We start from the raw sequence: 26,334 nt of genomic DNA, 5'->3' as shown, positions 1-26,334 counted from the left end.
TGGTGATTTGAACCGAACTGGTCACGAGGCATCGGGCCTTTCTGGCACAGCGGCGGGCTCAGAATTGTCCGCGTACAGCCAACACCGCGCGGTGTGGCCATCGGCGAGTTCGAAGGTCGGCGGCTTCTCCTGCTTGCAGCGAGCAAGAGCGAACGGGCAGCGGGGATGGAACCGGCAGCCGCTGGGCGGCGTGATCAGGCTCGGCGGCTGCCCGATGTCCTTGACCCGCCTGGCATCCGTGCGGGACGGGTCCGGGGCCGAGGAGATCAGCAGCTGGGTGTAGGGGTGCGCGGCCTGCTGCGTGACGGTCTCGGACGGGCCGGTCTCGACGATCTCGCCGGCGTACATCACCGTCGTGTCCGAAGCGAAGTAGCGGGCCGAGGCGATGTCGTGGGTGACGTAGAGCATGGCCACGTCACGCTCCTCGGTCAGGCGCCGCAACAGGTTCAGGATGCCCAGCCGGATGGAGACGTCCAGACTGGACACCGGCTCGTCGGCCAGGAACACGTCCGGGCTGGCCGCGAGCGCCCGGGCGATGGACACCCGCTGGAGCTGGCCGCCGGACAGCTCGTGCGGGAACTTCTCGGTGAACTGCCGTGGTGGCACCAGATTCGTCTGCGTGAGCAGGTCGTCGATCACCGCCAGCTGCTCGGCGCCGTGCTTGTCCTCGTGGTGGATGGACACCGCGCGGCGCAGTGTGCTGGCGATCGAGGCCACCGGGTTGAAGGACGCGAACGGGTCCTGGAGGATCAGCTGCACCTTGCTGACGTGCTCGCGGAACGCCTTGCCGCGGGTGGCCTGCACCGGCTCGCCGTGCAGCCGGATCTCGCCGCTGGTGACCGGATAGAGCTGGGCCAGCAGACGGGCCAGCGTGGACTTTCCCGAGCCGGATTCGCCGACCAGCGCGGTGATCCGGCCCGCGTACAGCTTCAGCGACACGTTGTCCACGGCGTGCACCACCCGGCCGCCGCCGCGCTTGACCAGGCCGCGCACCGGGAAGTGCTTGGTGACGTCGACGGCCTCCAACACCGGTGCGGTCATGCGGTCTCACCAATCCTGACGGCGTGGTTGTCGGAATGGAGCAGGCAGGCCGCCCGCGAGGAGCCGATCTGGTACAGCGGCGGCTCCTGCTCGGCGCAGGCGTCGAAGGCGACCGGGCAGCGCGGCCGGAACGCGCATCCCGTGGGCAGCCGCCGCAGGTCCGGCGGCGAGCCGGGAATGCCCGACAGCTCCCGCTTCGGGCCGCTGAGCGTGGGGAACGACGCCAGCAGGCCCCGGCTGTAGGGGTGCTGCGGCCGCTGGTGGAAGTCCTCGGCCGCGGCCAGCTCCACGATCCTGCCGCCGTACATCACGGCGATCGTGTCGGACATCTCGATCAGCAGCGACAGGTCGTGGGTGATGAACACGACCGAGAAGCCGAGCCGGTCCTTCAGCTCCATGATCTTGTCGATGATCTGCCGCTGGATCACCACGTCCAGCGCGGTGGTCGGCTCGTCCATCACGATGATCTCCGGGTCGAGCGCCAGCCCGACCGCGATCATCGCCCGCTGCCGCATGCCGCCGGACAGCTCGTGCGGGTAGGAGTTGGCCCGGTCGGCTGGAATGCCCACGATGCCCAGGAGCTCGACCACGCGGGCGGCCCGTTCCGGCGCGGTGCTGCCGGGCCGGTGCGCCACCAGGGCGTCCTCGATCTGCTCGCCGATGCGCATGATCGGGTTGAGCGCGTGCATCGCCGACTGGAAGACGATGGACAGCTCCTCCCAGCGGAAGGCCCGCAGCTGCTCGTCGTCCATCCCAAGCACGTCCACAGTGGACCCATCGGGATTGGTGTAGCGGATCTCGCCCTGCGGGATCTCGGCCGGCGGCTTGTGCAGCCGGGTGATGGCGTAGGCCAATGTGGACTTGCCCGAGCCCGACTCGCCGGCGATGCCCAGGACTTCCCCCCGCCTCAAGGTGAACGAGACGTCGTCGACGGCGGTGACGGCGCCGTAGTTCACCTTGAGGTTGCGGACTTCCAGGATGACGTCCGTGCTGTCCGCGGTGAACGGCGTGCCCGCCGGCCTCGGTTGCCGAGCCTGAGCACGCTTGACCCGCTTGGTGCGTTTGCGGGACACCTGCGCCCGCTGCGCCTTCAACGTGGCGATGCCGGCCTGGCGCAGCCGGGGGTTGATGAACTCGTCGATGCCGAAGTTGACCAGCGACAGCGCGGTGCCGATGAGCGCGATGGCCAGTCCGGCCGGGACGAACCACCACCAGGATCCGGTGAGCAGCGCGCTGTCGGCCTGCGCCCAGTACAGGATCGTGCCCCACGACCACTGCGTGACGTCGGTCAGCCCGAGGAACGCCAGGCTGGCCTGGGTGAGGATGGCCGCGGTGACCGTGCCCAGGAAGGACGCGGCGATCACGGCCAGCTGGTTGGGCAGGATATCCCGCAGGATGATCTTCGACGTGCGCTCGCCGGTGGCCCGCGCCGCCTCCACGAAGTCGCGTTTGCGCAAGGACAACGTCTGCGCCCGCAGCACCCGGGCGCCCCAGGCCCAGCCGGTCAGGGAGATCACCAGGATGATGCCCAGCGACCCGCTGTGCGGCAGGTAGGCGGCCAGGATGATGGTCAGCGGCAGGCCCGGCAGCACCAGGAACACGTTGGCCAGCAACGACAGCAGCTCGTCGCTGGTGCCGCCCAGGTAGCCGGCGGTCACGCCGACCAGCACCGACAGGATGGTGGTGATCACCGCCGAGCCGAGGCCGACGACTATCGACGCCTGCGCGCCGAACAGCATCTGGGACAGGATGTCCTGGCCGTTCTGGGTGGTGCCCAGCCAGTGCGCGAACGACGGGGGAGCGGTGGCCGCGTCGCTGACCGCGGACGGGTCGTAGGGCGCGATCCACGGCCCGATCACCGCCAGCACGACGAAGACCAGGGTGATGATCACGCCGGTGAGGGTCAGCGGCTTGCGCAGCGCACGCGCCCAGAGGCGGCCGGCTTCCGGTTCCACCTGTTCGGTCTCGGCGAGGACAGCGGGTTGCACGGCCATGCTCAGCTCTCCCTCGTCCTCGGGTCGAGGAACACGTAGACGACGTCGGCGAGCAGGTTGGCCACCAGCACCATCACGGTGATCAGCAGAAAGATGGCCGACATCAGCGGGTAGTCCGCGGCCTGCGCGGCCTTGAACAGCGTGGTGCCCAGGCCCGGGTAGTTGAACACCACCTCGGTGACGATCGAGCCGCCGATCACGAAGCCCAGCGACATCGCGAACCCCGACAGCGACGGCAGCATCGCGTTGCGGGCCGCGTACTTGTACATGATCCGCCGCCGGGACAGGCCCTTGGCCTCGGCCAGCCGGACGTAGTCCTCGGACAGCGTCGTCACCATCATGTTGCGCATGCTGATCAGCCATCCGCCGACCGAGGTGATCACGATGGTGGCCGCCGGCAGCACCGCGTAGTACAGGGCGCTGGCGATGAAGTCGCCGGAGAAGCCGATGGTGGTGTCCACCGAGTAGCCGCCGGACAGCGGGAACCAGTTCAGTGTGATGGCGAAGACCAGCACGATGATGATGGCGAACCAGAAGTACGGGATGGACGACAGGAACGTGGTCACCGGTATCAGCGAGTCCAGCCAGGTGCCGCGTTTCCAGCCGGCCAGGATGCCCAGGCCGGTGCCGATCACGAAGCCGAGCACCGTGCACGCGGTGATCAGGCCCAGCGTCCAGTACATGCTCTGGCCCAGCACGGTGCCCACGTCGGCCGGGTAGTAGGCGTAGGAGATGCCGAAGTCGCCGGTCAGGATGCTGTGCCAGTAGTTCAGGTACTGGGTCCACAGGCTCGCGTCCGGCTGTCCGAACAGGACGCGCAGCGCCTGGATGGCCGCCGGGCTGAGCTTGCCGTGGAACTGGTTGATCAGGTGCGAGGCCGGGTCGCCCGGCATGATCCGGGGGATCAGGAAGTTCAGGCTGATCGCGACCCAGGCGGTGAGCAGGTAGAAGCCGAGCTTCCTGAGCACGGTGCGCATGGCTCGGCTCCCTTCACGCCCTGACGGACGACGTACCAGTTGCAGACCACGGCATACCAGGGTGGCCAGGCGGAACTCTACTGTCTAGCGGCTGAACGGAGTAGTGACCCCTGGTAGTGACACGGTGAAAACGTGATGCGACCATCGTTGGCGGCGCTCGGGCGTGCGACAGGTCACCAATCCACCGCATACCACTTCAAACCACCCGGAGACGAGCATGAGACTCAGCCAGCTGGTCGGCCCGCGCACCTCGAAGGTGGTCTCGCTGTCCGATCCGGTGCCGGCCGCCGACCAGGTGTTGGTCGAGGTGCTGGCTTGCGGCGTCTGCACCTCGGACCTGTCGGCCTGGCGACGCCACGATCCCGGCGCCGAGCCGATGCGCCTCGGCCACGAGATCGCCGGCCGGGTCGCGGCCGTCGGCGCTCAGGCCACCCGCTGGGCCGTCGGCGACCTCGTCACCGGTCTGGGCGGCGAGGGCTTCGCCGAGCTGGCGGTCATGGACGCGACCGCGGTTCTCCCCATCCCGGCGGGCATTTCGCCTGCTCACGCCCTCGGCGAGCCCGTCGCCGTGCTGGAGGAAGCGCTTTCCCGCTCCCCATCAGCGGTCGGTCTCCGGGTCGCCGTCGTCGGCCTCGGCTTCATGGGCCTCGGCCTCGTGCAGTTGGTCAAGCGGCACGCCCCGGCCCTGCTCATCGGTGTCGACCCCGACCCCTCGCGACGTGAGCGAGCGCTCTCACTCGGCCTCGACGCCGCCGTCGCCCCCGACGCGCTGGATGGCTACCTCGGCGATGGCCGCATGGATCTCGTGCTGGAGGCCACCGGCGTCACCCCGGGCCTGGCCACCGCCGGCTCCCTGGTCCGGCCCTTCGGCACGCTCAACGTGATCGGCTACCACCACGCCGGCGAGGCCAAGATGGACATGGACCTCTGGTACAAGGGCGTCACCGTGGTTAACGGCTTCTGCCCCGACCGCACCCGCACGGTGGCCGCCATGGTCACCGCCCTGGACCTCATCGCCCAGCGCCGGTTCAGCTACGCCCCGCTGGTCACCCACCGGTACACCCTGGACCAGGTCGACGAGGCCTTCGAAGCGATGGAGGCCGCCGGCCCGGACTTCGTGAAGGGAGTGCTGGTCAGCTAGTGCGGCTGAACGAGGTGCGCAGGCGGTAGCGCTCGCCGGCGTATCGGATGGTCGACATGAACAGCGGCGACTGGTTGGCGTCGAGGGCGAGCTGGTGCATCACCAGCAGCGGCTCGCCGGGGTCGACCTCCAGGTGGCGGGCGGTGCGGTCGTCGGCCTTGGTCGCCTCGATGGTGGAGTCGGCCCGCACCGGCTCGACGCCGGCGTCGGCCAGCGTGGCGTACAGCGAGCGCTCGCCGAAGTCGAGTTCCCCGATGCCGGCCACGAGGCCCAGCGGCAGGCGGGTCAGGTCCAGCCCGATCGGCACGTCGTTGAGCAGCCGGACCCGTTCCAGCGTGAACAGCATCGTGCCGGGCGCGATGCCCAGCCGCTCCGCCTGGTCGATGGTCGCCGGGTCGACCCGGTTCTGCAGCACCTGCGACCGGGGCGTCAGGCCCATCCGCGCGGCCGTCTCGCTGAACGACTCCAGCGTGTTCGGCCACTCCTTGCGTGGTTGCGCCGCCTTGCTGACGTACCAGCCGCGGCCGCGGGACGCGCTCAGCACGCCCTCTTCGACCAGGTGGCCCAGGGCCCGGCGCAGCGTCACCCGGCTGATGCCGAGCTGCTGGCAGAGCTCGCGTTCCGGGGCCAGCCGCATGCCCGGCTTGAGCACGCCGCGCTCGATCTCGCCCCGCACCAGCGCGACCGCCTGGATCCACAGCGGGTCCGGGTAGCCCGGCAGGACGGCGGACGAGTCGCTCATGCTTCGGGACCCCATGGTCGGCGGCGGAAACTGCGGGCGCTCCAGGATAGCGACGACGCCCGGGGCCTTCCAGCAGGCGCGCGGTGGTTAGAGTCGGGTGGTGACCATGATCTACGGCTGCATGGGGCTGGGCGGCGCCTGGGACGACACGCCGGTGGCGGCGGCGGACATCGACCACGCGGAGCGGGCGGTGCACGCGGCGGTGGAGATCGGGGTGACGTGGTTCGACCACGCCGACATCTACACCCGGGGCAAGGCCGAGCTGGTGTTCGGCGAGGTGCTGCGCCGGGATCCCGGGCTGCGGGACCGCGTGAAGATCCAGACCAAGTGCGGGATCAGGCTGGGTGAAAGCGGTCTCCAGGCGTACTACGACCTGTCCAAGGCCGCGATTCTGGAGCGGGTGGACGCCAGCCTGGCGCGGCTGGGTGTGGAGCGGGTCGAGATCCTGCTGTTGCACCGCCCCGATCCGCTGCTGGATCCGGCCGAGGTCGCCGAGGCGTACGGCGAGCTCCGCGCGGCCGGCAAGGTCGGCTCGCTGGGCGTGTCCAACATGTCCGCCGCGCAGATGTCCTTGCTGCAACGGCATCTCGACGAGCCGCTGGTCGCCAACCAGCTGGAGATGAGCCTGCACCGGCGGGACTGGCTGGAGGCCGGCGTGCTGGTCAACCATCCCGAGGGCAGCGGCCTGAGCTTCCCCGAGGGCACGATCGAGTACTGCCGCGCCAACGACGTCCGGATCCAGGCCTGGGGCTCCCTGGCCCAGGGCATCTACAGCGGCGCCCCGCGTTCCGAGTCCGACAACGCGGCCTACGACCTGGTCAACGCCATGGCCGCGGACAAGGGCACCACCGCCGAGGCCATCGTGCTCGGCTGGCTGATGCGCCACCCGGCCCGGATCGAGCCCGTCATCGGCACCGCCAATCCCGACCGCATCCGGGCCTGCGCGGACGCCGAGGCCCAAGCCGCGGCCATGACCAACGTCGAGTGGTACGCGCTCTGGACCGCCGCCCGCGGAAGGCCGGTGCCGTAGCCGCTTGGGGGAAGACTGGGCCATAACGTTCCTCCGAACCGGTCGGACCTGGTAGCACAGGGATGTGGACTTCGAGACCGTGCGGGCCAGGCTGCGGGCGCTCGGGCGGCTCGCGGCGTTTCGGGGCGGCGAGCTGCTGTGCGTGGCCGGCGAGGACAGCGACGAGGTGCTGCTGATCGAGACGGGCTCGGTGAAGGTCGTGCTGCCGGGCAAGAACGGCGTGGACTCGATACTGGGCTTCTACGGCCCGGGGGCGGTGCTGGGCGAGATGGGCGTGCTGTCGGGCACCCGGCGGTCGGCGACGATCATGGCCCGGACCGGCGGCCACGCGGTGCATGTGGACGGGACGAGGTTTCTGGCGCTGGCGGACGAGGATCCGGAGGTGCTGAGGTTCGTCACGGACCTGTTGCGGCAGCGGCTGTCGCTGGCCGACCGACGCCAGGAGTACCGGGCGTCGATGGACGTGCCGGCGAGACTGGCCCGGCAGTTGCTGGATCTGGCCCGGGAACTGGGGGAGCCGGCGGGGCCGGGTTTTGTCGTGCGCGGCGTCACGCAGGCGGAGCTGGCCCAGCTGGTGACGGCGTCGCCGAAGTCGGTGGAGCACGCGGTGGCTCTGCTGCGCCAGGACGGCGTGCTGGTGACCGACCGGCGCTATTACCAGATCGTGGACGCCGATGCCTTGGAGCGCAAGCTGGCCGACCCCGGCTGGCGACCCGGCGGTTAGACTCGGCGGCGGTTCGCTGATGCTGACGGGAGTCCCGAATGCCGTACGTCGCCGATGGCGCGCGCTATGCCGCCATGCCCTACCGCCGCGCCGGTCGCAGCGGGCTGAAACTGCCGGCCATCTCCCTGGGCCTGTGGCACAACTTCGGTGACGTGAACCGGATCGACACCCAGCGGGCGGTCCTGCGCCGGGCTTTCGACCTCGGCGTCACGCACTTCGACCTGGCCAACAACTACGGCCCGCCGCCCGGCTCGGCCGAGCAGAACTTCGGCCGCCTGTTCGCCGAGGACCTCAAGCCCTACCGGGACGAGATCCTGGTGTCCACAAAGGCCGGTTACCTGATGTGGGACGGCCCCTACGGCGAGTGGGGCTCCCGCAAGTACCTGGTGTCCAGTTTGGACGCCAGCCTGCGCCGCATGGGCCTGGACTACGTGGACGTGTTCTACCACCACCGGCCGGACCCGGAGACGCCGGTCGAGGAGACCATGGGCGCGCTGCACTCCATTGTGCAGCAAGGAAAGGCGCTCTACGTCGGGGTGTCCAACTACTCGGCCGAGCAGACCCGTGAGGCGGCCGCGGTGCTCGGGAGCCTGGGCACGCCGCTGCTGATCCACCAGCCGTCGTACTCGATGGTGAACCGCTGGGTCGAGGGCGGGCTGCTGGACGTGCTCGACGAGGTCGGCGCCGGCTCGATCGCTTTCTCCCCGCTGGCCCAGGGTCTGCTGACCGGCCGCTACCTGAACGGCATCCCCGAGGGCTCGCGGGCGGCCAGCGACAGCCCGTTCCTCACCAGCGAAGGCGTTGCGGCGCAACTGGACCGGGTGCGGGCGTTGAACGAGGTGGCGCAGGGGCGCGGCCAGACGCTGGCCCAGATGGCCATCGCGTGGGTGCTGCGCGGCGGCCGCGTCACCTCGGCGCTGGTCGGCGCGAGCAGCGTCCGCCAGATCGAGGACAGCATCGGCGCCACCGCCAACCTCGACTTCAGCGACGAGGAGCTGGCGCTGATCGAGAAGCTGCTGGCCTAGATGTACCGGGCCGTCGGCGGCGCGTGCGTGTGCGCGTCGCCGGCTCGGCCATTGTCAGCAAGGTGAGTAACGCGCGTCTCGTGGTGGGCGGCCGGACCGGGAGTGCTACCCGTTCGCCCCGCGACGAGCCGCGGTCAATCGGCTCGCCCGGGTTCACGGTCGCTGGGCGTAGTGGCCGGCCAAGGCGAAAAGGCTCTGCCTGCGCAAACGGGACACCGGCGCGTTGACGGCGCTCATCGCCCGGTCGACGCGAAAGGTGCCGCAGTGAGCGAGCTTGCGAGCGAATTATTCAGCGCAGAGCGTTCGCGAACGCGGACGCCGAGCGCTGGCGAGGTGCCGCGCATGAGCGAGCTTGCGAGCGAATCATTGTTCCTGGCGCTGATGGGCCGGATGGTCGCCGCCCTGGTGTGACTATGCTCTGTCGTCGTGGCAACCACGTGCGAATGCGGTCATGCGCGGGCCGCGCACGAGCACTACCGGCCCGGCAGCGACTGCGCGCTGTGCGACTGCCCGCGTTTCCGTGACTCCGACGCGCCGGCCGGCCTGGTGGCGAGACTGCGCCGGCTGTTCAGGCGGTAGCGATCTGGAAGACGTTGCCGTACGGGTCACGCACCATGGCGCGGCGCTGCCCGCACGGCGGCCTCAGCCCGACGGATGTCCCAGGCCGCCCCGAATCCCCGGTACAGGTCAAGGCATTGCCCCAGCACGCCCTCGGCCTCGTCCCGGTGACCAGCATCAGCGAGCAGGATCGCCCGTTCCTCCAACGTCTGCGCCAGCTCGAACACCCGGCCCACGGCGCGGTAGTGCGTAGCCACCGGCACCAGGGCCTCGGCGTCGCGGTCGATGACGGCCCGGCAGCGCGCGGCGGCGGCGTCGGCGCGGGCGGCGGTGGTCTCACGGTGGGCCTCGGCCTCGCAGGCGGCGACGGCGTCCCGCGCGGTGGCCACGTCGCCGTTGTCGATGGCCATGCGCACCAGCTCGGGCAGCCACTGGTGCCGCAGCATCATGCCCTCGTACTTGGGGTCGAGGATGATCCCCAGCTCGGCGATGGCGTCGGACAGCCGCCCGGCGCGGGCGGCGGCCATCGCCTTGGCCGCCACCAGGAAGTCGCAGTTCTCCCGGTCGGCCTCGCTGACCACGGGCAGGTTCAGCCCGGCGTCGAGATGCTGGTCCAGGCGTACGACGTCGTCCCGGTGCGCGGCGATCAACGCCCCGGCGCCGTGCAGCAGCAGCACCGGACCGCCCTCACGCAGGCCGTAGCCGGTGAAGTCGGGGGAGTCGCCGAGCGCGGCGGCCAGGTCCCGCTGCGCCTCGTCCCACTGCCCCAGCCAGTACCGGTGCACCGCGCCGGCCACGTGCAGCCCGGCCAGCGGCGTGCTGTGGCCCGCCAGCTCGAACGCCATCCGCAGGTCCTCGCCGGCCTCGTCGAGGCGGTCCAGGCACTGGAGCGTGAACATACGGTTGTCCAGCAGCACCAGCCGCAGGTCGGTGAGGCTGATGTCGGTGCCGACGATGTCCATGGCGCGGTTCAGGAACTCGACGCCGCGGGCGTAGTCGCGCCGCACCGCCTCCACCTGCCACAGCACCTCCAGCGACTGCCCCACGGTGAAGGCGTCGCCGACCTCCTCGCCCAGATCCACTGCCCGCTGCGCCGTCACCTGGGCGACCTCCATCTCGCCGACGCCGGCCCGCTGCACCAGCGCCAGCAGCGACATCAGCCGGGCCCGCCACAGCTGCGGCAGCGCCGAGTCCGCCAGCGCCTCCTCCAGCATCGCCAGCGCCCGCGCGGGCTGCGACATCCGATAGGGCACGTAAGCGAGCACCCAGCGGATCTCCGCCGCCAGGTCCGCGTCCTTGAGGTGTGACAGCGCCTTGCGGCCCCAGTTCTCGGCGTCGGCGTCACGACCGAGCCGGAACAACACGTTCGCCAGGTGCGCCATCAGCGGCGCGCGGCGCGCCTCGTCGAGGTGCACGGACTCCAGCACGCGCTGGAGCAGTTCCACCACGACCAACGGCGCACGGTGGTGCAGCACCGGGGCAGCCTGCGTCAGCCACTTCGCCGCCCACGGCCCCATGCCCGCCTCGGCCGCCAGCAACTGCTCGGCGACGTGCTCCTCGGGCACGCCGGCGTCCGCGAGCGCCTGCGCCGCCTGGTAGTGCAGGGCCACGCGCAGCGCCGACGGCGTGCCCTCGTACAGGGACTGCCTGATCAGCGGGTGCCGGAACGCCAGCCGCAGGCCGGCATCACGCAGCACGCCGGCGGCGATGGCCTCCTCGAACGGCTGCACCAGCGCCGACACCGGCTTGCCGACCACCACCGACAGGTCGACCACGCCGAACTCGCCGCCGAGCAGCGCCGCCCAGCGCAGCACCTCACGTGTCGCCTCCGACAGGAAGCCGAGCCGTCCGGTCACCGCCGACACCAGCGACACCGGCACCCGCTCGAACGCCTCCGGCGGCACCTCCGCGGTGTCCGCCTCGACTCGCACGACCCGTTCCCGCATCAGGGCGTCGGCCATCTCCCGCACGTACAGCGGATTGCCGCCGGCCCGCCGGGCGATCTCCCGCAGCCGCGGCCCGGGCGGGGCGCCAATCAGCTTGCCGACCATGCCGGCCACTGCGTCCACGTCCAGCGGGGTCAGCCGCAGCACCACGCCGCCGAGGATCTCGGTGTCGCGGCGCAGCTGCTCCACCTCGGGGCGCTGGTGCGCCGGGCGCGTCACGCCGACCAGCAGCAGCGGCAGCTTGGCGGTGAGCTGGCACAGCCGGTGCCACACCTCCAGGCTGGACTCGTCGGCCCACTGCACGTCGTCGAGGCCGACCGCGAGCGGGCCCTCCGCACACAGCTCCTCGACCAGCGCCACCAGCCGGTCGATGGTGCTGAAGATGCTGTTGCCGCCGCCGACGATGGACTGGCTGGCCTCGCCCTCCCGCAGCGCGTGGGCCAGCGCCACGCGGCGCGGGTCCGTGGACTGCGGCGTCACGTCCAGGCAGTCGAGCATGGCGCGCAGCGGAAAACGCTGCCCCAGCGTGTCGGCGACGGCGTGCAGCACCTTGCAGCCGGCCCACTCGGCGTGCGCGAGACCCGCGGCGAGCAGAGCGGACTTGCCGATGCCCATCTCGCCTTCGATCCACACCGCCTGGCCGCGGCCGGCGCTGACCTCCGTGACGGCGGCGCGCAGCGTGTCCATCTGGGCGTCGCGGCCCACCAAAGACAGTGTCGGGGGAGGAGTGGTGGGCGTCGGCACGCGCACCGAGACCGCCGGGCCGAGGTCCAGTTGGAGCGACGGGTCGTTGGCGAGGATGCGTTCGTGCAGCTCCTGTAGCTGCCGCCCCGGTTCCACGCCCAGCTCGTCGATCAGCACCTGTCTGGCGTCGCGGAACGCCGTCAGCGCCTCGGCCTGCCGCCCGCAGCGGTACAGCGCCAGCATCAGCAGCGCGCGCGGCCGCTCCCGGATCGGGTACTCGTGCACCAGCGCCGAGATGTCGGCCACCGCGGTCGTGTGCTGGCCGTTGGCCAGCGACGCCTCCGATCGCAGCTCACGCGCGACGACCCGCAGCTCGGCGAGCCGGCTGCGTTGCGCGAGCGCATATGGTCCGGTCACGCCCGACAGCGCCTCGCCCTGCCACAGCGCCAGCGCCTCGTCCACGGAGCGCTGCGCCGCAACCGCATCACCGGCCGCGAGCTGCTGCTCCGAGCGCTGCCGGAGGCGGTCGAACCGCACCACGTCCAGGTTGTCCGGCGTCAGCAGCAGGCGGTAGCCGGCGCCCTCCGAGGCCAGCAGCCCCGACGCGTCGCGCCGCCCGCGGTCGGGCTCCAGCGCCTTCCGCAGCGACGAGATGTAGGTGTAGAGACTGCCCTCGACGGTCGCCGGCGGGTTCTCGCCCCACACGCCGTCGATCAGCTCCTCCCGCGAGACGACCGTCGACGTGCGCATGGCCAGCATCGCGATGACCGCCCGGGGCAGCGGCGACCCGAGGGTGACTTCCCTGGTCCCGGCCCACAGCCGCACCGGCCCGAGCAGCTTGGCCCGCAGCTCGGGTGTCGGTTGACTCGTCATCAGGAATCACTCCGCCGGCTCGCCTGGTCACGATCACCGCACAGTGTCACGTATCGGGCACCGCACGTGCCACAACCGCTCTGGAGACGGTGTTGAGAACGTTTGAAGATCGGTCCTCGACCCTGTGCTGGTGGGTGGATGTGGATTGTGCGTGGAGGTGGGCGGCGGGGTGGACGACTCCGGCGCGTGGCGGCCGGACGGGCATGCATTTGTGACCGCCCGTACGACGCTCGGGGACGTGGTCGGCTTCTCCACGGCCTGCTTCTCGCCGTCCGAGTTCACGGTGGCGGCGCTGGCCTGCCAGGCCCACGGCGGCAACGCCGTGGAGATCGTGTGCGGTGAGACGGTGCGCACCGACGCCCTGGTCCATGCCTGTGAGCAGCTGCGGGTGCACGGGCTGCGGGCTTCGCTGCGCGCCCGCTGCGCGGTCGAGCCGCTGCTGCGCCTGGCCGTGCCGGTGACCGTCGCCGCCGACCTGCCGCTGGGCGACGCCCCGCTGAGCCGGCTCGTACAGCTGCGCAACACCGCTGACCCGGATCTCGTGGACAAGGCGCTGGACGCGCACCCGGAGACCTCGTTCTGCCTGGACGCCTCGCTGGCCTTCGTGTCCGGCGGGTTCACGCGGCTCAGGACGTTGGCCGCCGCCCACGCCGACCGCCTGACGCAGGTCGCCGTCGGCGCCGTGGACGACGACCCGCATCTCCAGGACCTCGTGCAGGCCTGCTTCGACGCCGCCGGCCGGGCCGTGCCGGTGGTGGTGGAACGGCCCGGGCCGGTCTGGTCGAGCGACCTGTCCGACGAGATCGGTCGCCTGCGGGCGCTGTCCCGACGCTTCCTCACTCCCTACCGGTGAACTCCCTACCGGTGACGGCCTTTCGGGCGCGCAGCACGTACGTGTCCAGCGCCAGCGGGACCGTCGTCGTGAGCTCGAAGCCGGCCGCCGCCAGCAGCTCGCGGTAGTGCGACTCGGTGCGCTCGCGGCCGCCGACATTGCACAGCATGTGGATGTCCCACGGCACCGCGAGGGAGTCGGTGTCGGCGTCGGCCGGCAGCAGCCGCTCGATCACCATCAGCTCGGCGTGGTCGGGCATGGCCGCCGCGAGGTTGCGCAGGATGCCTTGGCACTGCGTGTCGTCCCAGTCGTGCAGGATGCGCGACAGCAGGTAGGCATCGCCGGTGGCGGGTATGCACTCGGTGAAGTCGCCTGGGACGAGCGAGCAGCGGTCGGCCACCGGCGCGAGGGTCGATTCGGCGGCGGCGAGGGCGTGCGGGCGCTCCAGCAGCACGCCGCGCACATTCGGGTTGGCGCCGAGCACTCGTGACAGGAGTGCACCGTTGCCGCCGGCGACGTCGACCACGATCTGCATGTCGGTGAAGTCGACCACGCGCACGAGGTCGGCGAACACGGCGTTGCTGGCCGCCATGGACTGGTGGAACATCTCCGCCAGCTCGGGATCGGCGGCCATGTGGGTGAAGTGGTGCTGGCCGAAGACCTTGGCGTAGGACTCCTCGCCGGTGCGCACGGCGTCGGTGAGCGCGGCGAACGACTCGTAGAACGGGCCGCCGTACATCAGCGCCAGCGGCCGCAGCGAGCCGTCCACGTCGGACCGCAGCAACGTGCCCAGGTCGGTGAGCGCGTGGCCGTCCTCGGACGCGCGGACCAGACCGAGGGTGGTCAGGTAGCGCAGCAGGCGGCCGAGGCTGTCCTGGTCGGCGTCGGTCGCGGCGGCCAGGCCCGGCAGGTCGGAGATCGTCACCAGGTGGTCGGGCAGGTTCAGCTCGACGGCGGTGGTGATGGCCTGCGTCGCCCACGCGCCGGTCATCAGGCGCAGCAGTCGGGTGCCGGCGGCGGATTCCCGCTGGTGGGTGGCCAGCAGCGCGGGGTAGCGGCCGGCGCTGATCAGCTCCAGGCGGCGGTAGGCCGGGGCCGGGTGGTGGGCGTCGCGGAAGTACAGGACGGTGTTGTCCTCGTGGCCGTTGTAGCCGCCGCCGTCGGGCAGCATGCGGGTGCTCACCGCGGTGCGCAGGCCGGCGAGCAGCACCGGGTCCGCGTGCGGGACGGCCAGCGCGAAGTGGTTCTCCCGGCCGTGCCGGCGTTCGTCGGCGGCGATGTGGGCCAGCTCTGGCGGCGTGACCATGGCGAAGATCTCCAGCTCGCACGGGCTGCCCAGCCGGTCGGTCATCCGCGCCCGCAGGATGCCCACGGTCAGGTCCGGCAGCGGCACGCCGTAGCGGGTGCTCAGGCGCTGGCGGACGACGACGCTCGGGAACATCGTGCCGACCTGCAGCCCGAGCCGTGTCAGCTCCTGCCGCAGGCCCTTGAATGTGTTGGGGAACACCAGCACCGCGGCGTGTGTGAACCGGGTGTACCGGGTCAGGGCGGCGCGGTCGGCCGCGTCCAGTTGCGGCATGGCCTTGGCGATGACCGATTCCGTGTCGTTGGTGCGGATCAGCGCCGTCACCATGGTCAGGCGGTCGAGGTCCTCCGGGGCGAGCGCGGGTGCGATCGTCGCGGTCATGTTGTGCACTCCAACTGGGTCAGATACCGACGTAGTTCTCAGCGAAGAAGTCCTGGTGGGCGCGAGAGTCCCGGAGGCTGTCCAGCCGGGCGCGGCGCAGTAACCGGTGGAAGTCCGCGTCCGGGCCGTCGTCGGGCCCGTGCAGCAGGGTGATCATCCAGTGCGAGAACTCCTGGGCCCGCCAGATCCGCGGCCGGCAGGCGCTCGAGTACGCGGCCAGGGCGTGTTCGTCGTCGCGGGCCAGGGCGTCGGTCAGGGCGGCGGCCAGCAGCTCGGCCTCCATGATCGCCAGGTTCGCGCCCTTGGCCGCGGACGGGCTGATCAGGCTGGCGGCGTCGCCGGCCAGGAACAACCGCTGGTGCTGCAACGAATCCAGGACATCGGAGCGCAGCCGCACGATCCGCCGCTCGATCACCGGGCCCTCGCGCAGCGGTCCGAACTGGTCGACCCGCATCCGCAGCCGTAGTTCGGACCAGATCCGCTCGTCGGACCAGTCCGCCGGGTCGGTGGCGGCCGTGTTGCCGTCGGCTCGCACCTGGAGGTAGTAGCGGGTGACCTGCGGACCGCGGGCCATGTGGCCGGCGAATCCGTTGTCGTGCATGGCGTACGTGGTGGTGCCCATGCTCGGCGGGGCCTCGGCCAACACCGCCAGCCAGGCCACGCCGTGATCCCGGGCCTGCCGGCGGGCCGGGACGGCGCGGCGGCTCATGCCGTTGCTGCCGTCGCAGCCGACGACGAACCGGCCCTGGGCCTGCCCGCCTTCGTAGCTGACAGTAGCCGTCGTCGGGTCGATGTGCGTGACGGTGACTCCGAAGCGTAGTCGGCCGCCGCGGTCCAGGTACTCGGCGATGAGATCGGTGACGAGGTGCTGCTGGGGGTAAACGGTGTGCACTTCGCCCCGGCCCAGCTGGCGGTAGTCGAGCTCGAACTGTCCGTTCTCATCACGGAAAGCGCAGGTGTCGTGCTGGTGTCCATTGTGGAGCATGCCGGCGCCGAGGCCGTGCTCGGTGAGCACCCGGGCGCTGTTGGCGCCCAGAAACCCCGCCCTGGCCCGGTTCTGCACCTTCGCGCGGCTGCCCCGTTCCAGAATGAGGGTGTCGATTCCGTTGGCGCGCAACAGGTTTCCCAGTACCAGCCCCGCCGGCCCCGCGCCCACGATGAGCACGGTCGCCCGATCGGCCATGATCGCCCTTGTCTGTGGATGGTGCACGGGCATCACTGACCGTGTTTGCGGTGACAACTATCGGAGAGTTTTGATGATCTTCCGGGCGAGAGCTAACAGGGCCGCCCCGAAGCTCGTCCAGTTGGATCTGGTCCATTCACCTGACCGAGTAATACCGGCCGGTACAGGTCACAGTTGAGCACTCCTGACAGGTCAGTGCATACGGTATACAGTAGTCGGTACGGTGTGAGTGAACGGAGGCACGCGTCCCCATGTACACAGTCACCAATCCCGCCACCGGCGAGCTGGTCGAGCAGATCCCCAACGCGACGGACGACGAGGTCCGGGCCGCCATCGCCCGGGTGCACGGGGCGTTCGCCGACTGGCGGCGGCGCCCGGCCACCGAGCGGGCCAAGATCGTGCTGCGGGCCGCCGAGCTGTTCGCGGAACGGGCCGACGAGCTGGCCGCGATCATGACCCTGGAGATGGGCAAGCGGATCAACGAGGGCCGCGGCGAGGTCGGCGTGGTGGTGGACATCTTCACCTACTACGGCCAGCACGGGCCCGACCTGATCGCCGACCAGCCGCTGGCCATCCGCGGCGGCGAGGCCGTCATCCAGAAGACGCCGCTCGGCGCGCTGCTGGGCGTCATGCCGTGGAACTTCCCGTGCTACCAGGTGGCCCGCTTCGTCGCGCCGAACCTGGTGCTGGGCAACACGATCCTGCTCAAGCACGCCTCCATCTGCCCGCGCTCGGCGCTGGCCATCGCCGAGATCCTGCACGAGGCCGGCGTGCCGGAAGACGTCTATGTCAACACCTTCGCCTCCAGCCGCCAGGTGCCGGCCATCCTCGCCGACCCCAGGATCCAGGGCGTTTCGCTCACCGGCAGCGAACAAGCCGGCATCAGCGTGGCCGCTGAGGCCGGCCGCAACCTCAAGAAGGCGGTGCTCGAACTCGGCGGCTCCGACCCGCTGATCGTGCTCGACACCGACAACATAGACGAGACCGTCGCCAGGACGGCCACCGCGCGGATGCGCAACTGCGGGCAGTCCTGCAACGCGCCCAAGCGGATGATCGTGCTGGCCGACGTCTACGACGAGTTCGTCGAGAAGCTGACCGCGCGGATCGCCGAGTACTACCGGCCCGGCGACCCGGCCGACCCCGCCACCAAGCTGCCGCCGCTGGCCTCGGTGGCCGCCCGCGACGAGGTCGCCGAGCAGGTGGCCACCGCCGTGCTCCAGGGCGCGACGCTGCGGACCGGCGGCCGGGCGATCGACGGGCCCGGCGCCTATCTGGAGGCGACCGTGCTCACCGACGTCACGCCCGAGATGAACGCCTACTACGAGGAGATCTTCGGCCCGGTGGTGCTGGTGTTCCGGGCCGAGAGCGAGCAGGAGGCGATCGCCATCGCCAACGACTCGCCGTTCGGCCTCGGGGCCAGCGTCTGGGGCACCGATCCGGAGCGCATGCGCCGGGTGGCCGAGCAGATCGAGTCCGGAATGGTGTACCTGAACAGCGCCGGCGGTTCCCAGGCCGATCTGCCGTTCGGCGGCATCAAACGGTCCGGCATGGGCCGTGAGCTGGGGCCGGCCGGAATCGCCGAGTTCATGAATCAGAAATCTATTCGGTTTTAGACCGTTCGGGTAACAACGGCCGCCCTTCCGCCCCGGGGTAGATCCGTCCCGCCGGTTTCTGCGTGTGTCCTGGCATCCGCACTTGGGAGGGTGCCATGACAGCCGCGACCGATCGCCGCAGTTTCCACAGCCGCCGGGTGTTCCGGCTGCACGCCCATTTCCGCCGCGAAGTGGCCCGCGGCGCCGACCTGGTGCGCGCCGTCACCCCCGACGACGTCGAGCGCGCCCAGGCCGTCGCCGCGCGGGTGCGGATCGTGGACGACGCCGTCTACCGGCACCAATGCGCCGAGGACACCCTGCTGTGGCCCAGACTGGTGGGGGACAAGCCCAGCGAGGCCGACATCATGGTCGACGTCATGGTGCGCCAGCACCGGGCGCTGGACGCCATGTCCCTTGCCGTGCAGGCCGCCGTCCTGGCCTGGGAGGACGAGCCCACCGAGCATCGCCGCGACATGCTCGCTGACGTCCTGGCGCGGTTCTCGAACGCCCTCGGCGAGCACATCTGCGCCACCGAGCTGTTCCTCGTGCCGCTGCTGGAGCGCTTCCTGTGCGCCGCCGACTGGGCCGACGTCATCCGCCTCGGCGTCGCCGACTGCGACCACGAGACCGCCCTGCAACTGGCCGCCCTCCTCCGCCAGGCGTGAAGGGGCGTCAGCTCAGGGCGCCGTCGTAGTCGGGCAGCTTGAAGGTGCGCTCGGCGTGCCCGCCGTCCAGGTCCGTCGTGTTGTTGCCGATGTTGGCGACGATCGTGTAGCCCTGCGCCTCGATCGCGGCCCGGGCGTTGGTCTTGTTGACCTGCACCGGGTCGGTGTTGAAGTTGGGCCGCATGGACAGCCCGTCCACCGGATAGCCGACGCCGGTCAGGCTGCTCTTGGTGGGCGTGCGCAGCACCTCGAAGCGGTCGGTGACGAAGAAGACGCTGGCGCCCTTCGACTTGGCCAGCTCGACCAGGGCCAGCGTCGGCGGCACCGCCGGCATGGTGAACGGGTGGTAGTGCGTCTCCAGCGAGGTGTTGTCGATGTCCAGCACGATGGCGGTCTTGCCGCCGGGGGTGGACAGCCGCTGCTGGAGGTAGGCCGACGCCTGATCGGTCACGGCGGTGACGTCGGAGAGCCAGGTCGCCTCGCTCGGCGCGGCGGCCGGGGCGGCGTTCGCGGCGCCGGCGCCCATCGTGAGCAGGCCGGCGGCCGTGCCGATGGCGGCCAGACGGAGAGCGACCAGGCGAAGAGTGATCTGCATGCCGGGCAGTCCAGCATCGATCACGCGCCGACAAGAGTCCCTACGAAGTGAATTCTATTCATATTGCCAGTGTGTCGCCGTGGTTCGGGTCAGCAGTGCCCGGGACGGGCCGCGGTCAGCAACGGGGCGGCCAGCTTGGGCGCGGCCGGATCCTGGGTCAGCAGGCCGCCCGACGGCGCCGGATGGTTCTGGTACCAGGCCGTGAGCTCGCTCAGCACCTGGTGCGCGGCGGTGTTCACGACCAGCCCGTTGAAGCCGGTGCCGATGGCGAAGTCGACCGTCTGATCCGGGCGGTTGTCCCGGACCAGCTGCGCGCACGGCACCAGCAGGCTCAGCATCCGGGCCCCGCTCACGCCCTGCGCGCCGAACCGGATCTGGCCGACGCAGCTCATGTTGCCCAGCGGGTACGACGGGTCGACGGCCGGCGGCGCGGCCGGCTGGAAGCCCAGGTCGGTCAGCTCCGCGGACATCAGGCTGGCCGCCCCGCGGGCCGGGCTGGCGTTGACCACACGGACCGGAATCTGGCCCGGCGACGCCGGGGCGACCTGGTCCAGATCGTGGTAGCCGAGGACCGTGCCGCCCGGCCGGGCCGGCGTGCAGCCCACGGACTGGTCGATCGTGGGCACGCTCTGGAACACCCGCACCCAGACCACCATCGAGGTGACCAGCAACAGGCTCAGCAGCACCAGCGAACGAGTTCGCCGCCAGCGTTTCGACCGCACGTCACCACCCTCGCCCCGCCGACGCGTGTGCCGCCGGATCCTAGTGGCTGTTGATCACTATCGGGTGACGATCCGGGGAGGTCCGGCCGAACTTCCCCGGGCGGATTTCCGCTGTCGGCTCAGTGCGGGTCAAAATCGACCATACCTCACCAACGCGACAAGCAGACCTGCGTCGACTCCCAACCTGACGGGATACCCCAAGGCGAGAACCGAGAAACCCTCCGATCGCAGGGTGCGCGGTGACCGAGCGTTCGGTCAGAGTCGACGCACCGGCGGGGCCACCCGGCCCCAACCCTGCATCCGGGAGGTTTTCCACTATGCGAGCACGTCTTCTCGCGTTCGCCGCGGCCGGCGCCGCCACCCTGCTGGCCGGCGCCGTCCCCGCTGCCGCGACCGCGTCGGCCGGCTTCGCGCCCCAGCACGCCACCCACACCACCCATGCCCGTCCCATGGTCGGCGGCACGTTCAACCAGGACGGCGGCAACTGGTCCGGCTGGGTGTCCACCGGCAGCGGCTTCAGCTCGGTCAGCGCCAGCTGGAACGAGCCCGAGGTCACCTGCAACTCGTCCAACGACCTGTACGCGCCGTGGGTCGGCATCGACGGCTACGGCAGCCAGTCGGTTGAGCAGACCGGTGTGGCCACCGACTGCTCGTCCGGCTCGCCGGTGTACCAGGCGTGGTACGAGATGTACCCGGACGCCCCGGTCTACTACAACGACCCGGTCAGCGCCGGCGACAACTTCACCGCCAGCGTGCAGCGCAGCGGCACCAGCTACACGCTCACCATCAGCGACACCACCCAGGGTTGGACCGAGCACGTCACCAAGTCCTACAACGGTGCGAACGCCTCGGCCGAGTTCATCCTGGAGTCGCCGACCGGCGCCTACCCGAACTTCGGCACCGTGCACTTCAGCGGGGCCACCGTGGACGGCGCGACCTACACCGGTGACAACGGCGTGGCCCTCGACGCCAGCAACAACTCCGGCTTCGAGGACCACACCGGCGCCCTGTCCAACGGCTCGTTCGACGTGACCTACAGCCAGGAGTGAGCCACTGACCGAGCGGCCCGTTCGCTGTCGCGGACGGGCCGCTCGTCGGCTGTTCGGACAGGAATCGGCGGCCCGGGCCGACCATCGCGCGGCTCGTCGGGTGCGCGGGGTGTGCCTGCCCGACGATCCCGCCGATATGGCCGCGCAGTCCGGTGCCACCCGGCTCGACATGGACGTCGAGGACGCTTCGCTCACCAACGCCGCCGGCATCGACCGCCGGAACAAGGCCCTGCGGGAGACTGAGGACTAGGCCGCCGCCCAGGGTCGGCCGCTGCAGGTCGTCTACACCATCGGCACCGGCCCCACCGCCCCCAACGGCGACGCCGTCACCATGCTCCGCAACGTCGCCGCCAACGGCACCCGGGTGGACGTCGTCAACATCATGACGTTCGACTACTACGACAACAAGCAGCACGAGATGGCCGCCTCCGCCCTGGTCACCACCCTGCACGGGCTGTGGCCCGACAAGTCGCCGTCCCAGCTGTGGGGCATGGTCGGCGTCACCGCCATGATCGGGCTCGACGACTACGGCTCCGGCGGCGAGACCGGTCCCGCCGAGGAGTTCACCCCTGCCGACGCCCTGACCCTCACCGCCCGGGGCTGGGCTCGCGGCATCGCCCAGCTCTCGTTCTGGGGCCTGCACCGAGACAACGGCAGCTGCCCCGGCCAGCACCAGGAAGCCTGCTTCGGCGTGGCCCAACTGCCGTGGGAGTACTCCCGGATCATGGGAGCCTTCACCCATCGCTGACGCGACCGCCCCAGAGCCAACGGCTGAATGACGCCCGCGCCAACCAATCCCGTCGGTCCAATCAGTTCTCCGCGATCCCGGTTCAGGTCCTTCCGGTCGACAGCAATTTTCGGTTGTTCGGGGACCCATTCGTGAAAACCGCAGGTCGTTCGGGTGGGGGTCGGGCGTCGATTGGACGGGACTGAACGAATTCTGAACTGAATCGTATAGTTTGGTCGGCGAGTGGCGTGGCGGATCGATGGGACGGGATCGTGGAGTCGTCCTTCTGGTGGACTGTGCTGGGGCCGGTGCGCGGCCGGCGAGAGGGGCGCGAGGCAGGCCTGGGATCGCCGCAGCGGCGGGCGCTGATGGCCCTGCTGCTGGCCCGGGCGGGGCGGCCGGTGACGATGGGCGAGATCACCGGGGCGCTGTGGCGGGGCGAACCGCCGGAGCTGGCGGCGAACGTGGTGCAGGGCCACGTGGGCGCGATCCGAAGGATGCTGGAGCCGGGCCTGCCACGCCGGGCGACGGGCAAGTGGCTGCTGCCGACGCCGGGCGGCTACCGCCTGGCGATGACGGCGGAGACGCTGGATCTGTTGCGGTTCCGGGAACTGACGGCGGGGCAGCCGTCGCTGGGCGAGCTGGTCGAGGCATTGTCGCTGGCCGTCGGGGAAGTCGCCGAGGACGTGCCGGCTGAGGTTCGCTCACATCCGGTGTTCACGGCGGTGAGCGAGGAAGTCGACGCGGCGCTGCGCACGGCGGCGGACCGGGCGCTGGCCGAGGGAATGGCGGCCACGGTGCTGCCGATGGTCCGCGCGGCAGCGGCCCGCCGCCCGCTGGACGAGGAGCTGCACGCCCGGCTGATGTTGCTGCTGCACGCGGACGGCCAGCAGGCGGCGGCGCTCGAACTGTTCGGCGAGACAAGGGATCGGCTTCGGCTGGAACTGGCCGTGCACCCGGGATCGCGCCTGCGCGAGGCGTACCGGCGGGTGCTGACGGACGTGGATCCGGCGGGGCCGGAGGCGTTCGTCGGACGGGACGACGAGCTGAAGGCGCTGCTGGAGCGATTGCCTCAGCCGGACGAACCGGCGGCGGTGATCGCGGTGACCGGCATGGCCGGCGCCGGCAAGACCGCCCTGGCCCGGCACGCGGCGCGGCTGGCGGCGGACCGGTTCCCGGACGGCGTCCTGGACGTTGATCTGAACGGTTCAGTACAGGCGCTGACCACCAGCGAGGCGGTGCGGACGCTGGTGGGCGCGCAGGACGTCGGCGATCCGGCGGCGCTCTACCGCAGCTCGCTGTCCGGCCGCCGGGTGCTGGTGCTGCTCGACAACGCCCGAGACGCCGAACAGGCCCGCGAGCTGCTGCCGGGCGCCGACGGCTGCGCGGCGATCGTCACCAGCCGGGACGACCTCGCCGGCTTGGTGGCGTTCAACGACGCGTACCCGATCCGGCTGCGACCGCTGGCGCTGACGACCCTGACCGAGGACGTGCGGACCTCGTTCGCCCGCTCGTACGAGGCGTTGTCGCCGGCGGCGGCCGGCCTGTTCCACACGCTGGCGCTGTACCCGTCGCGGGAGATCGGGTCGCCGGAGGCGAGCAGTCTGATCGGGGCGACGCCGCAGCAAGCCCGGCTGCTGCTGGCCGAACTGGTGTCCACGCACCTGGTCGACGAGCACCGGCCGGGTCGGTACAGCTGGTCGGGGATCGTGCGCGACTACGGCGTCGAGCTGGCCACCGCGCTGTCGGCCGACCAACGGGACCTGGTGCGCCGCCGGCTGTTCGACCACTACCTGTTCAACAACCGGCAGGCCACCTCGATCGCCCGGATGAAGCTGACCGCGATGCCGCCGGAGGCGCCGGTCCGGCCGGCCTGCCCCGGCTACGAGGCCGAGCGGCGGATGCTGCGCACGCTGATCACCGAGGCGCTGGCCGAGGGCTACGGCGACTACGTCTGGCGGTTCGCCGGCGTGATCGGCGACTACCTGGACCGCGCCCGGCTGTGGCCGGAGTTGCTGGCCGCCGGCGCCGACGCGCTGCGGGCCGCCGAGCGAACGGGGGATTCGGCGCGGACGGCGCAGGCCCTGCGCGGTCTCGCTCGCGTGCACGCCGGGCTGCGCGACTATCCGACCGCGATCAAGCTGATGAGCGTCGCGATGTCGATGTTCGTGCGGCTGGACGACCGGAAGTCGCTGGCAGGGCTGCATCTGGGCGCGGCCTGGCTGCGGGCCCGGGCCGGCCGGCCGGCCGCCGGCGCGCTGCACGCAGACCGGGTGTTGACCCTGGTCCGCCAGGGCGACGACCCGGCCGAGACCGCGTCCGCGCTGAACGCCGTCGGCTGGTTCGAGGCACGGCAGGACCGCTACGAGGCCGCCGTCGCGCACAGCCGGGAGTCCCTGCGCATCCTCGCCGACCTCGGCGTGCGCCGGGCTCAGGCCGACACGTGGGACACCCTCGGTTTTGCCAACCGGCGACTCGGCCGGCGGCGGGAGGCCCTGGTCAGCTACCGCCGGGCGCTCTCGCTGCACCGGGAGTTCGGGGCCCGGGCCGCCGAGGCGGCCACCCTGCGGTGCATCGCGCAGGTCGCCCCCGACGTGCCCACCGCCCGCCAGGCCGTCGACGAGGCCGCCGACATCCTGCGGGAACTGGGCGTCCCCGAGACGCCCGCGGCGGTGGTCCCGGCGGCTGATCGTCAGGATCATTGACGGTCGGGAGTCCTGACGTGTGCGATGATCACCTGACTCGGGGAGTCAGGAGGCGCAGGTGGGCACGCGGTCGGAGCGGAACAAGACCAACCCGGATCTCGGCGTGCTCTCCGGCCGCCTGCTGTTCGCCATCCAGCAGGAGCTGTTCGCCACCCTCGCCGCGCAGGGCTTCGGCGACCTGCATCCCCGGCACGGCGCCGTGCTGGCCTACGTCGACGTCGAGGGCGTGCGGGCCACCGAGCTGTCCCGGCTGTCGGGCCAGCACAAGCAGGTCATCGGCACCATGATCGACGAGCTCGAGGCGCTCGGCTACGTGGAACGCAGGCCCGACCCGGCCGACCGCCGGGCCAAGCTCGTCTGCCCCACCGAGCGCGGCCAAGCCCAGATGCGGGCCGCCGACAAGATCATGGCCTCGATCCAGGACCGCCACGCCCGCCGCCTCGGCCGCGAGGCGTTCGCCCAGTTCAAGGCCACGTTCATCGACGTGACCGAGCATCAGCGCCGCCGCCAGCACCCCTGACCGGAGTGCGGCGCGGCGGTCACCGAGGCGTTGCCAGCGCAGCCAGTTCGCGGTCGAAGTCGACCTGGTCCCACTCGGCGCCGGGCGGGACCTGGTCGTAACTCAGGTCGAGGAAGTCGGCCAGTTCGCCGGCGGAGGCCTCCATGACGGCGGCCCCGTCGGGGGAGGTCAGCACGAACAGGACCATGTCGGAGCCGGCGACGGGGTTGATGTGCAGGTCCCCGTCCCCACTGGGGGCGAGCAGGCCGTCGGCGAGCAGGTCCCGGGCGAAGATCCAGCTGACCTCGCCCTGGCCGTGGTGGAACGTCGCGGTCACCGCGTACGGGTCGCTGGGGTCGTAGCGCAGTGCGGCGGGCACCGGGACGGCGCCGCCGAGCAGGCCCCGCAGACCCATGACGGTCTCGACCTCGATGATGACTGGTGCAGTGCTCATGGCCGTCGCTCCTTCCGCTCGTGCTTGCAGCGGTGTGACGGACCAACTCGCCGACCGGAACGCGACTCGGGCCCGAATCACGCGACGGAGTGAGACGCGCGTCTCGAACCGGTGTTTCGGTTGCCCGAGAGCGGGACTCGCGAGGTCAGATCAGGCCGGTCTGCAGGGCGTGGGCGACCACGTGGGCGCGGTTGCGGGCCTGGTAGCGCTGCATGAGCTCGCGCACCAGGCGTTTCACGGTGTGGCTTGAGCAGTGCAGGTCCCGGGCGATGGCCGCGGTGTCGGCGCCGTCGGACAGCAGGACGAGCAGCCGGGCCTCCCGTTCGTCCAGGCCACGAGGGCCGCCTTCGCGGCGGAGCTCGGCGAGCAGGCGGGCGAGGTGCACGGCCGGCTCGTCGGTCGTGGTGCGTTCGGTGGCGATCCGGTGCAGCAGGGCGGCGATGCCCGAGGTGGTGGCGTCGCGGCGGGGGAGCAGCCGGACGGGGCCGGACGAGAGCTCCCGGGTGAGCGGCTCGCCGGCGACGGACCGGGTGACGACGAGGATCGCCGGCCGGCGGCGGGAAGCGGCGGCCCGCAGGAGGATCGACGCCAGCTCGTCGGTGAGATCCATGGTCACGGCGAGCAGCGCGTCGGCGCGGTCGGGCCCGGCGGCGAAGCGCAGCCGAGCGTCGGCGGCGGCGACGCCCTCGGCGGCGAGCACGTCGTCGCCGAGCATCGTGAACCACACCGTCGGATCCTCCCGCAGCGCGGCGTCCATCGCGTTCTCCAGTTCTCCCAGGCGACGGCGCCGACGTTAGTCACCGGAACTGACGATCGAGTGACCGCGCCGCACCCGGAGTGTCGAATCGGCGACCCGTTGGTCGCGGGAGCTGTCCGGACCCGCTTCGGC

The 26,334-nt window shown here is 71.0% G+C and carries 25 protein-coding genes; 14 read left to right on the top strand and 11 right to left on the bottom strand.

Annotated elements, in window-relative coordinates; genetic code table 11:
• Positions 1-21 precede the first annotated feature (21 nt).
• From JJ691_RS19230 to JJ691_RS19215, 3 genes are read right to left on the bottom strand one after another with little or no spacing between them, the layout of a single operon-like run.
• Positions 22-1,041, bottom strand: a complete 1,020-nt coding sequence (locus JJ691_RS19230; RefSeq protein WP_211770124.1) for an ABC transporter ATP-binding protein — start codon at positions 1,039-1,041, stop codon at positions 22-24.
• Positions 1,038-3,035 (bottom strand): dipeptide/oligopeptide/nickel ABC transporter permease/ATP-binding protein, encoded by a 1,998-nt coding sequence (locus tag JJ691_RS52390; RefSeq protein ID WP_249228034.1) that lies wholly within the window; start codon positions 3,033-3,035, stop codon positions 1,038-1,040. Before JJ691_RS52390 ends, JJ691_RS19230 begins: the two co-directional genes overlap by 4 nt.
• Positions 3,036-3,037: 2 nt before the next feature.
• The gene (locus JJ691_RS19215) at positions 3,038-4,012 is read right to left on the bottom strand and encodes an ABC transporter permease (RefSeq protein ID WP_211770123.1); all 975 of its coding nucleotides are present in this window, start codon (positions 4,010-4,012) and stop codon (positions 3,038-3,040) included.
• Positions 4,013-4,229: 217 nt separating this feature from the next.
• Between JJ691_RS19215 and JJ691_RS19210 the strand changes: the two genes are divergently transcribed.
• Positions 4,230-5,153: a zinc-dependent alcohol dehydrogenase gene (locus JJ691_RS19210; protein WP_211770122.1), complete on the top strand. Its 924-nt coding sequence runs from the start codon at positions 4,230-4,232 to the stop codon at positions 5,151-5,153.
• Here the strand turns inward: JJ691_RS19210 and JJ691_RS19205 are convergent.
• Positions 5,146-5,895 carry a GntR family transcriptional regulator gene (locus JJ691_RS19205; protein WP_211770121.1) on the bottom strand — a complete coding sequence of 250 codons (750 nt, stop codon included), beginning with the start codon at positions 5,893-5,895 and terminating at the stop codon, positions 5,146-5,148. The two genes, JJ691_RS19210 and JJ691_RS19205, sit on opposite strands and share 8 nt — an antisense overlap.
• A gap of 106 nt (positions 5,896-6,001) precedes the next feature.
• On the opposite strand from JJ691_RS19205, the gene JJ691_RS19200 reads away from it, so the two are divergent.
• From JJ691_RS19200 to JJ691_RS19180, 5 genes are all read left to right on the top strand, one after another.
• Positions 6,002-6,925, top strand: a complete 924-nt coding sequence (locus tag JJ691_RS19200) for an aldo/keto reductase (protein WP_211771574.1) — start codon at positions 6,002-6,004, stop codon at positions 6,923-6,925.
• Between the two features lie 64 nt (positions 6,926-6,989).
• Entirely contained in the window at positions 6,990-7,649 is a 660-nt protein-coding gene (locus JJ691_RS19195) for a Crp/Fnr family transcriptional regulator (protein WP_211770120.1), read from the top strand.
• A gap of 38 nt (positions 7,650-7,687) precedes the next feature.
• Positions 7,688-8,674: an L-glyceraldehyde 3-phosphate reductase gene (mgrA, locus tag JJ691_RS19190; RefSeq protein ID WP_211770119.1), complete on the top strand. Its 987-nt coding sequence runs from the start codon at positions 7,688-7,690 to the stop codon at positions 8,672-8,674.
• Positions 8,675-8,938: 264 nt separating this feature from the next.
• Positions 8,939-9,085, top strand: coding sequence for a hypothetical protein (locus JJ691_RS19185; RefSeq protein WP_211770118.1), 147 nt, complete (start codon positions 8,939-8,941; stop codon positions 9,083-9,085).
• 15 nt (positions 9,086-9,100) lie between these two features.
• Positions 9,101-9,253: a hypothetical protein gene (locus tag JJ691_RS19180; RefSeq protein WP_211770117.1), complete on the top strand. Its 153-nt coding sequence runs from the start codon at positions 9,101-9,103 to the stop codon at positions 9,251-9,253.
• A 26-nt stretch (positions 9,254-9,279) separates the two neighbouring features.
• On the opposite strand, the gene JJ691_RS19175 is transcribed toward JJ691_RS19180, so the two are convergent.
• Complete coding sequence (locus JJ691_RS19175) at positions 9,280-12,735, bottom strand: BTAD domain-containing putative transcriptional regulator (RefSeq protein WP_211770116.1); 3,456 nt, start codon at positions 12,733-12,735, stop codon at positions 9,280-9,282.
• 151 nt (positions 12,736-12,886) lie between these two features.
• Here JJ691_RS19175 and JJ691_RS19170 point away from each other — a divergent pair, with 151 nt between their 5' ends.
• Entirely contained in the window at positions 12,887-13,588 is a 702-nt protein-coding gene (locus tag JJ691_RS19170; protein ID WP_211770115.1) for a hypothetical protein, read from the top strand.
• Here the strand turns inward: JJ691_RS19170 and JJ691_RS19165 are convergent.
• Together JJ691_RS19165 and JJ691_RS19160 are read right to left on the bottom strand one after the other, a co-directional pair.
• Positions 13,572-15,254 carry a methyltransferase gene (locus JJ691_RS19165; protein ID WP_211770114.1) on the bottom strand — a complete coding sequence of 561 codons (1,683 nt, stop codon included), beginning with the start codon at positions 15,252-15,254 and terminating at the stop codon, positions 13,572-13,574. The genes JJ691_RS19170 and JJ691_RS19165 overlap by 17 nt on opposite strands.
• Positions 15,255-15,273: 19 nt before the next feature.
• On the bottom strand, positions 15,274-16,437 hold the full coding sequence (locus JJ691_RS19160; RefSeq protein WP_211770113.1) for a 4-hydroxybenzoate 3-monooxygenase: 1,164 nt from the start codon (positions 16,435-16,437) through the stop codon (positions 15,274-15,276).
• Between the two features lie 251 nt (positions 16,438-16,688).
• Here JJ691_RS19160 and JJ691_RS19155 point away from each other — a divergent pair, with 251 nt between their 5' ends.
• Together JJ691_RS19155 and JJ691_RS19150 are read left to right on the top strand one after the other, a co-directional pair.
• Positions 16,689-18,050 (top strand): NAD-dependent succinate-semialdehyde dehydrogenase, encoded by a 1,362-nt coding sequence (locus JJ691_RS19155; protein ID WP_211770112.1) that lies wholly within the window; start codon positions 16,689-16,691, stop codon positions 18,048-18,050.
• 95 nt (positions 18,051-18,145) lie between these two features.
• Entirely contained in the window at positions 18,146-18,694 is a 549-nt protein-coding gene (locus JJ691_RS19150) for a hemerythrin domain-containing protein (protein ID WP_211770111.1), read from the top strand.
• Between the two features lie 7 nt (positions 18,695-18,701).
• Here JJ691_RS19150 and JJ691_RS19145 read toward each other — a convergent pair whose 3' ends face one another.
• A complete protein-coding gene (locus tag JJ691_RS19145) occupies positions 18,702-19,313 on the bottom strand; it encodes an HAD family acid phosphatase (protein ID WP_249228033.1) in 612 nt (203 codons plus the stop codon).
• 65 nt (positions 19,314-19,378) lie between these two features.
• Positions 19,379-20,011 (bottom strand): envelope integrity protein Cei, encoded by a 633-nt coding sequence (gene cei / locus JJ691_RS19140; protein ID WP_211770110.1) that lies wholly within the window; start codon positions 20,009-20,011, stop codon positions 19,379-19,381.
• 317 nt (positions 20,012-20,328) lie between these two features.
• Between cei and JJ691_RS19135 the strand changes: the two genes are divergently transcribed.
• The 5 genes from JJ691_RS19135 to JJ691_RS19115 all read left to right on the top strand — a co-directional run bounded on the left by JJ691_RS19135 (position 20,329) and on the right by JJ691_RS19115 (position 25,012).
• Complete coding sequence (locus tag JJ691_RS19135; RefSeq protein ID WP_211770109.1) at positions 20,329-21,060, top strand: G1 family glutamic endopeptidase; 732 nt, start codon at positions 20,329-20,331, stop codon at positions 21,058-21,060.
• Positions 21,061-21,160: 100 nt separating this feature from the next.
• Positions 21,161-21,310 carry a hypothetical protein gene (locus tag JJ691_RS19130; protein WP_211770108.1) on the top strand — a complete coding sequence of 50 codons (150 nt, stop codon included), beginning with the start codon at positions 21,161-21,163 and terminating at the stop codon, positions 21,308-21,310.
• A gap of 81 nt (positions 21,311-21,391) precedes the next feature.
• Positions 21,392-21,808, top strand: coding sequence for a hypothetical protein (locus JJ691_RS19125; protein ID WP_211770107.1), 417 nt, complete (start codon positions 21,392-21,394; stop codon positions 21,806-21,808).
• Positions 21,809-22,059: 251 nt separating this feature from the next.
• A complete protein-coding gene (locus JJ691_RS19120; RefSeq protein WP_211770106.1) occupies positions 22,060-24,492 on the top strand; it encodes an AfsR/SARP family transcriptional regulator in 2,433 nt (810 codons plus the stop codon).
• Between the two features lie 58 nt (positions 24,493-24,550).
• Positions 24,551-25,012 (top strand): MarR family winged helix-turn-helix transcriptional regulator, encoded by a 462-nt coding sequence (locus tag JJ691_RS19115; protein ID WP_211770105.1) that lies wholly within the window; start codon positions 24,551-24,553, stop codon positions 25,010-25,012.
• A gap of 19 nt (positions 25,013-25,031) precedes the next feature.
• Here JJ691_RS19115 and JJ691_RS19110 read toward each other — a convergent pair whose 3' ends face one another.
• On the bottom strand, positions 25,032-25,445 hold the full coding sequence (locus JJ691_RS19110; protein WP_211770104.1) for an SsgA family sporulation/cell division regulator: 414 nt from the start codon (positions 25,443-25,445) through the stop codon (positions 25,032-25,034).
• A gap of 145 nt (positions 25,446-25,590) precedes the next feature.
• Positions 25,591-26,202 (bottom strand): helix-turn-helix transcriptional regulator, encoded by a 612-nt coding sequence (locus JJ691_RS19105; RefSeq protein WP_211770103.1) that lies wholly within the window; start codon positions 26,200-26,202, stop codon positions 25,591-25,593.
• Between the last annotated feature and the right edge of the window lie 132 nt (positions 26,203-26,334).

Source organism: Kutzneria sp. CA-103260 (genome assembly GCF_018263855.1).
Taxonomy (GTDB): domain Bacteria; phylum Actinomycetota; class Actinomycetes; order Mycobacteriales; family Pseudonocardiaceae; genus Kutzneria.
The sequence above is the reverse complement of the archived record's forward strand: the minus strand, read 5'-3'. Positions and strand labels throughout refer to the sequence as shown.

Excerpts from the sequence above, each read along its gene's own strand:
- JJ691_RS19230 (WP_211770124.1), bottom strand. The coding sequence starts at position 1,041 with ATGACCGCACCGGTGTTGGAGGCCGTCGACGTCACCAAGCACTTCCCG.
- JJ691_RS52390 (WP_249228034.1), bottom strand. The coding sequence starts at position 3,035 with ATGGCCGTGCAACCCGCTGTCCTCGCCGAGACCGAACAGGTGGAACCG.
- JJ691_RS19215 (WP_211770123.1), bottom strand. The coding sequence starts at position 4,012 with ATGCGCACCGTGCTCAGGAAGCTCGGCTTCTACCTGCTCACCGCCTGG.
- JJ691_RS19210 (WP_211770122.1), top strand. The coding sequence starts at position 4,230 with ATGAGACTCAGCCAGCTGGTCGGCCCGCGCACCTCGAAGGTGGTCTCG.
- JJ691_RS19205 (WP_211770121.1), bottom strand. The coding sequence starts at position 5,895 with ATGAGCGACTCGTCCGCCGTCCTGCCGGGCTACCCGGACCCGCTGTGG.
- JJ691_RS19200 (WP_211771574.1), top strand. The coding sequence starts at position 6,002 with ATGATCTACGGCTGCATGGGGCTGGGCGGCGCCTGGGACGACACGCCG.
- mgrA (WP_211770119.1), top strand. The coding sequence starts at position 7,688 with ATGCCGTACGTCGCCGATGGCGCGCGCTATGCCGCCATGCCCTACCGC.
- JJ691_RS19175 (WP_211770116.1), bottom strand. The coding sequence starts at position 12,735 with ATGACGAGTCAACCGACACCCGAGCTGCGGGCCAAGCTGCTCGGGCCG.
- JJ691_RS19165 (WP_211770114.1), bottom strand. The coding sequence starts at position 15,254 with ATGACCGCGACGATCGCACCCGCGCTCGCCCCGGAGGACCTCGACCGC.
- JJ691_RS19160 (WP_211770113.1), bottom strand. The coding sequence starts at position 16,437 with ATGGCCGATCGGGCGACCGTGCTCATCGTGGGCGCGGGGCCGGCGGGG.
- JJ691_RS19155 (WP_211770112.1), top strand. The coding sequence starts at position 16,689 with ATGTACACAGTCACCAATCCCGCCACCGGCGAGCTGGTCGAGCAGATC.
- JJ691_RS19150 (WP_211770111.1), top strand. The coding sequence starts at position 18,146 with ATGACAGCCGCGACCGATCGCCGCAGTTTCCACAGCCGCCGGGTGTTC.
- JJ691_RS19135 (WP_211770109.1), top strand. The coding sequence starts at position 20,329 with ATGCGAGCACGTCTTCTCGCGTTCGCCGCGGCCGGCGCCGCCACCCTG.
- JJ691_RS19125 (WP_211770107.1), top strand. The coding sequence starts at position 21,392 with ATGCTCCGCAACGTCGCCGCCAACGGCACCCGGGTGGACGTCGTCAAC.
- JJ691_RS19110 (WP_211770104.1), bottom strand. The coding sequence starts at position 25,445 with ATGAGCACTGCACCAGTCATCATCGAGGTCGAGACCGTCATGGGTCTG.
- JJ691_RS19105 (WP_211770103.1), bottom strand. The coding sequence starts at position 26,202 with ATGGACGCCGCGCTGCGGGAGGATCCGACGGTGTGGTTCACGATGCTC.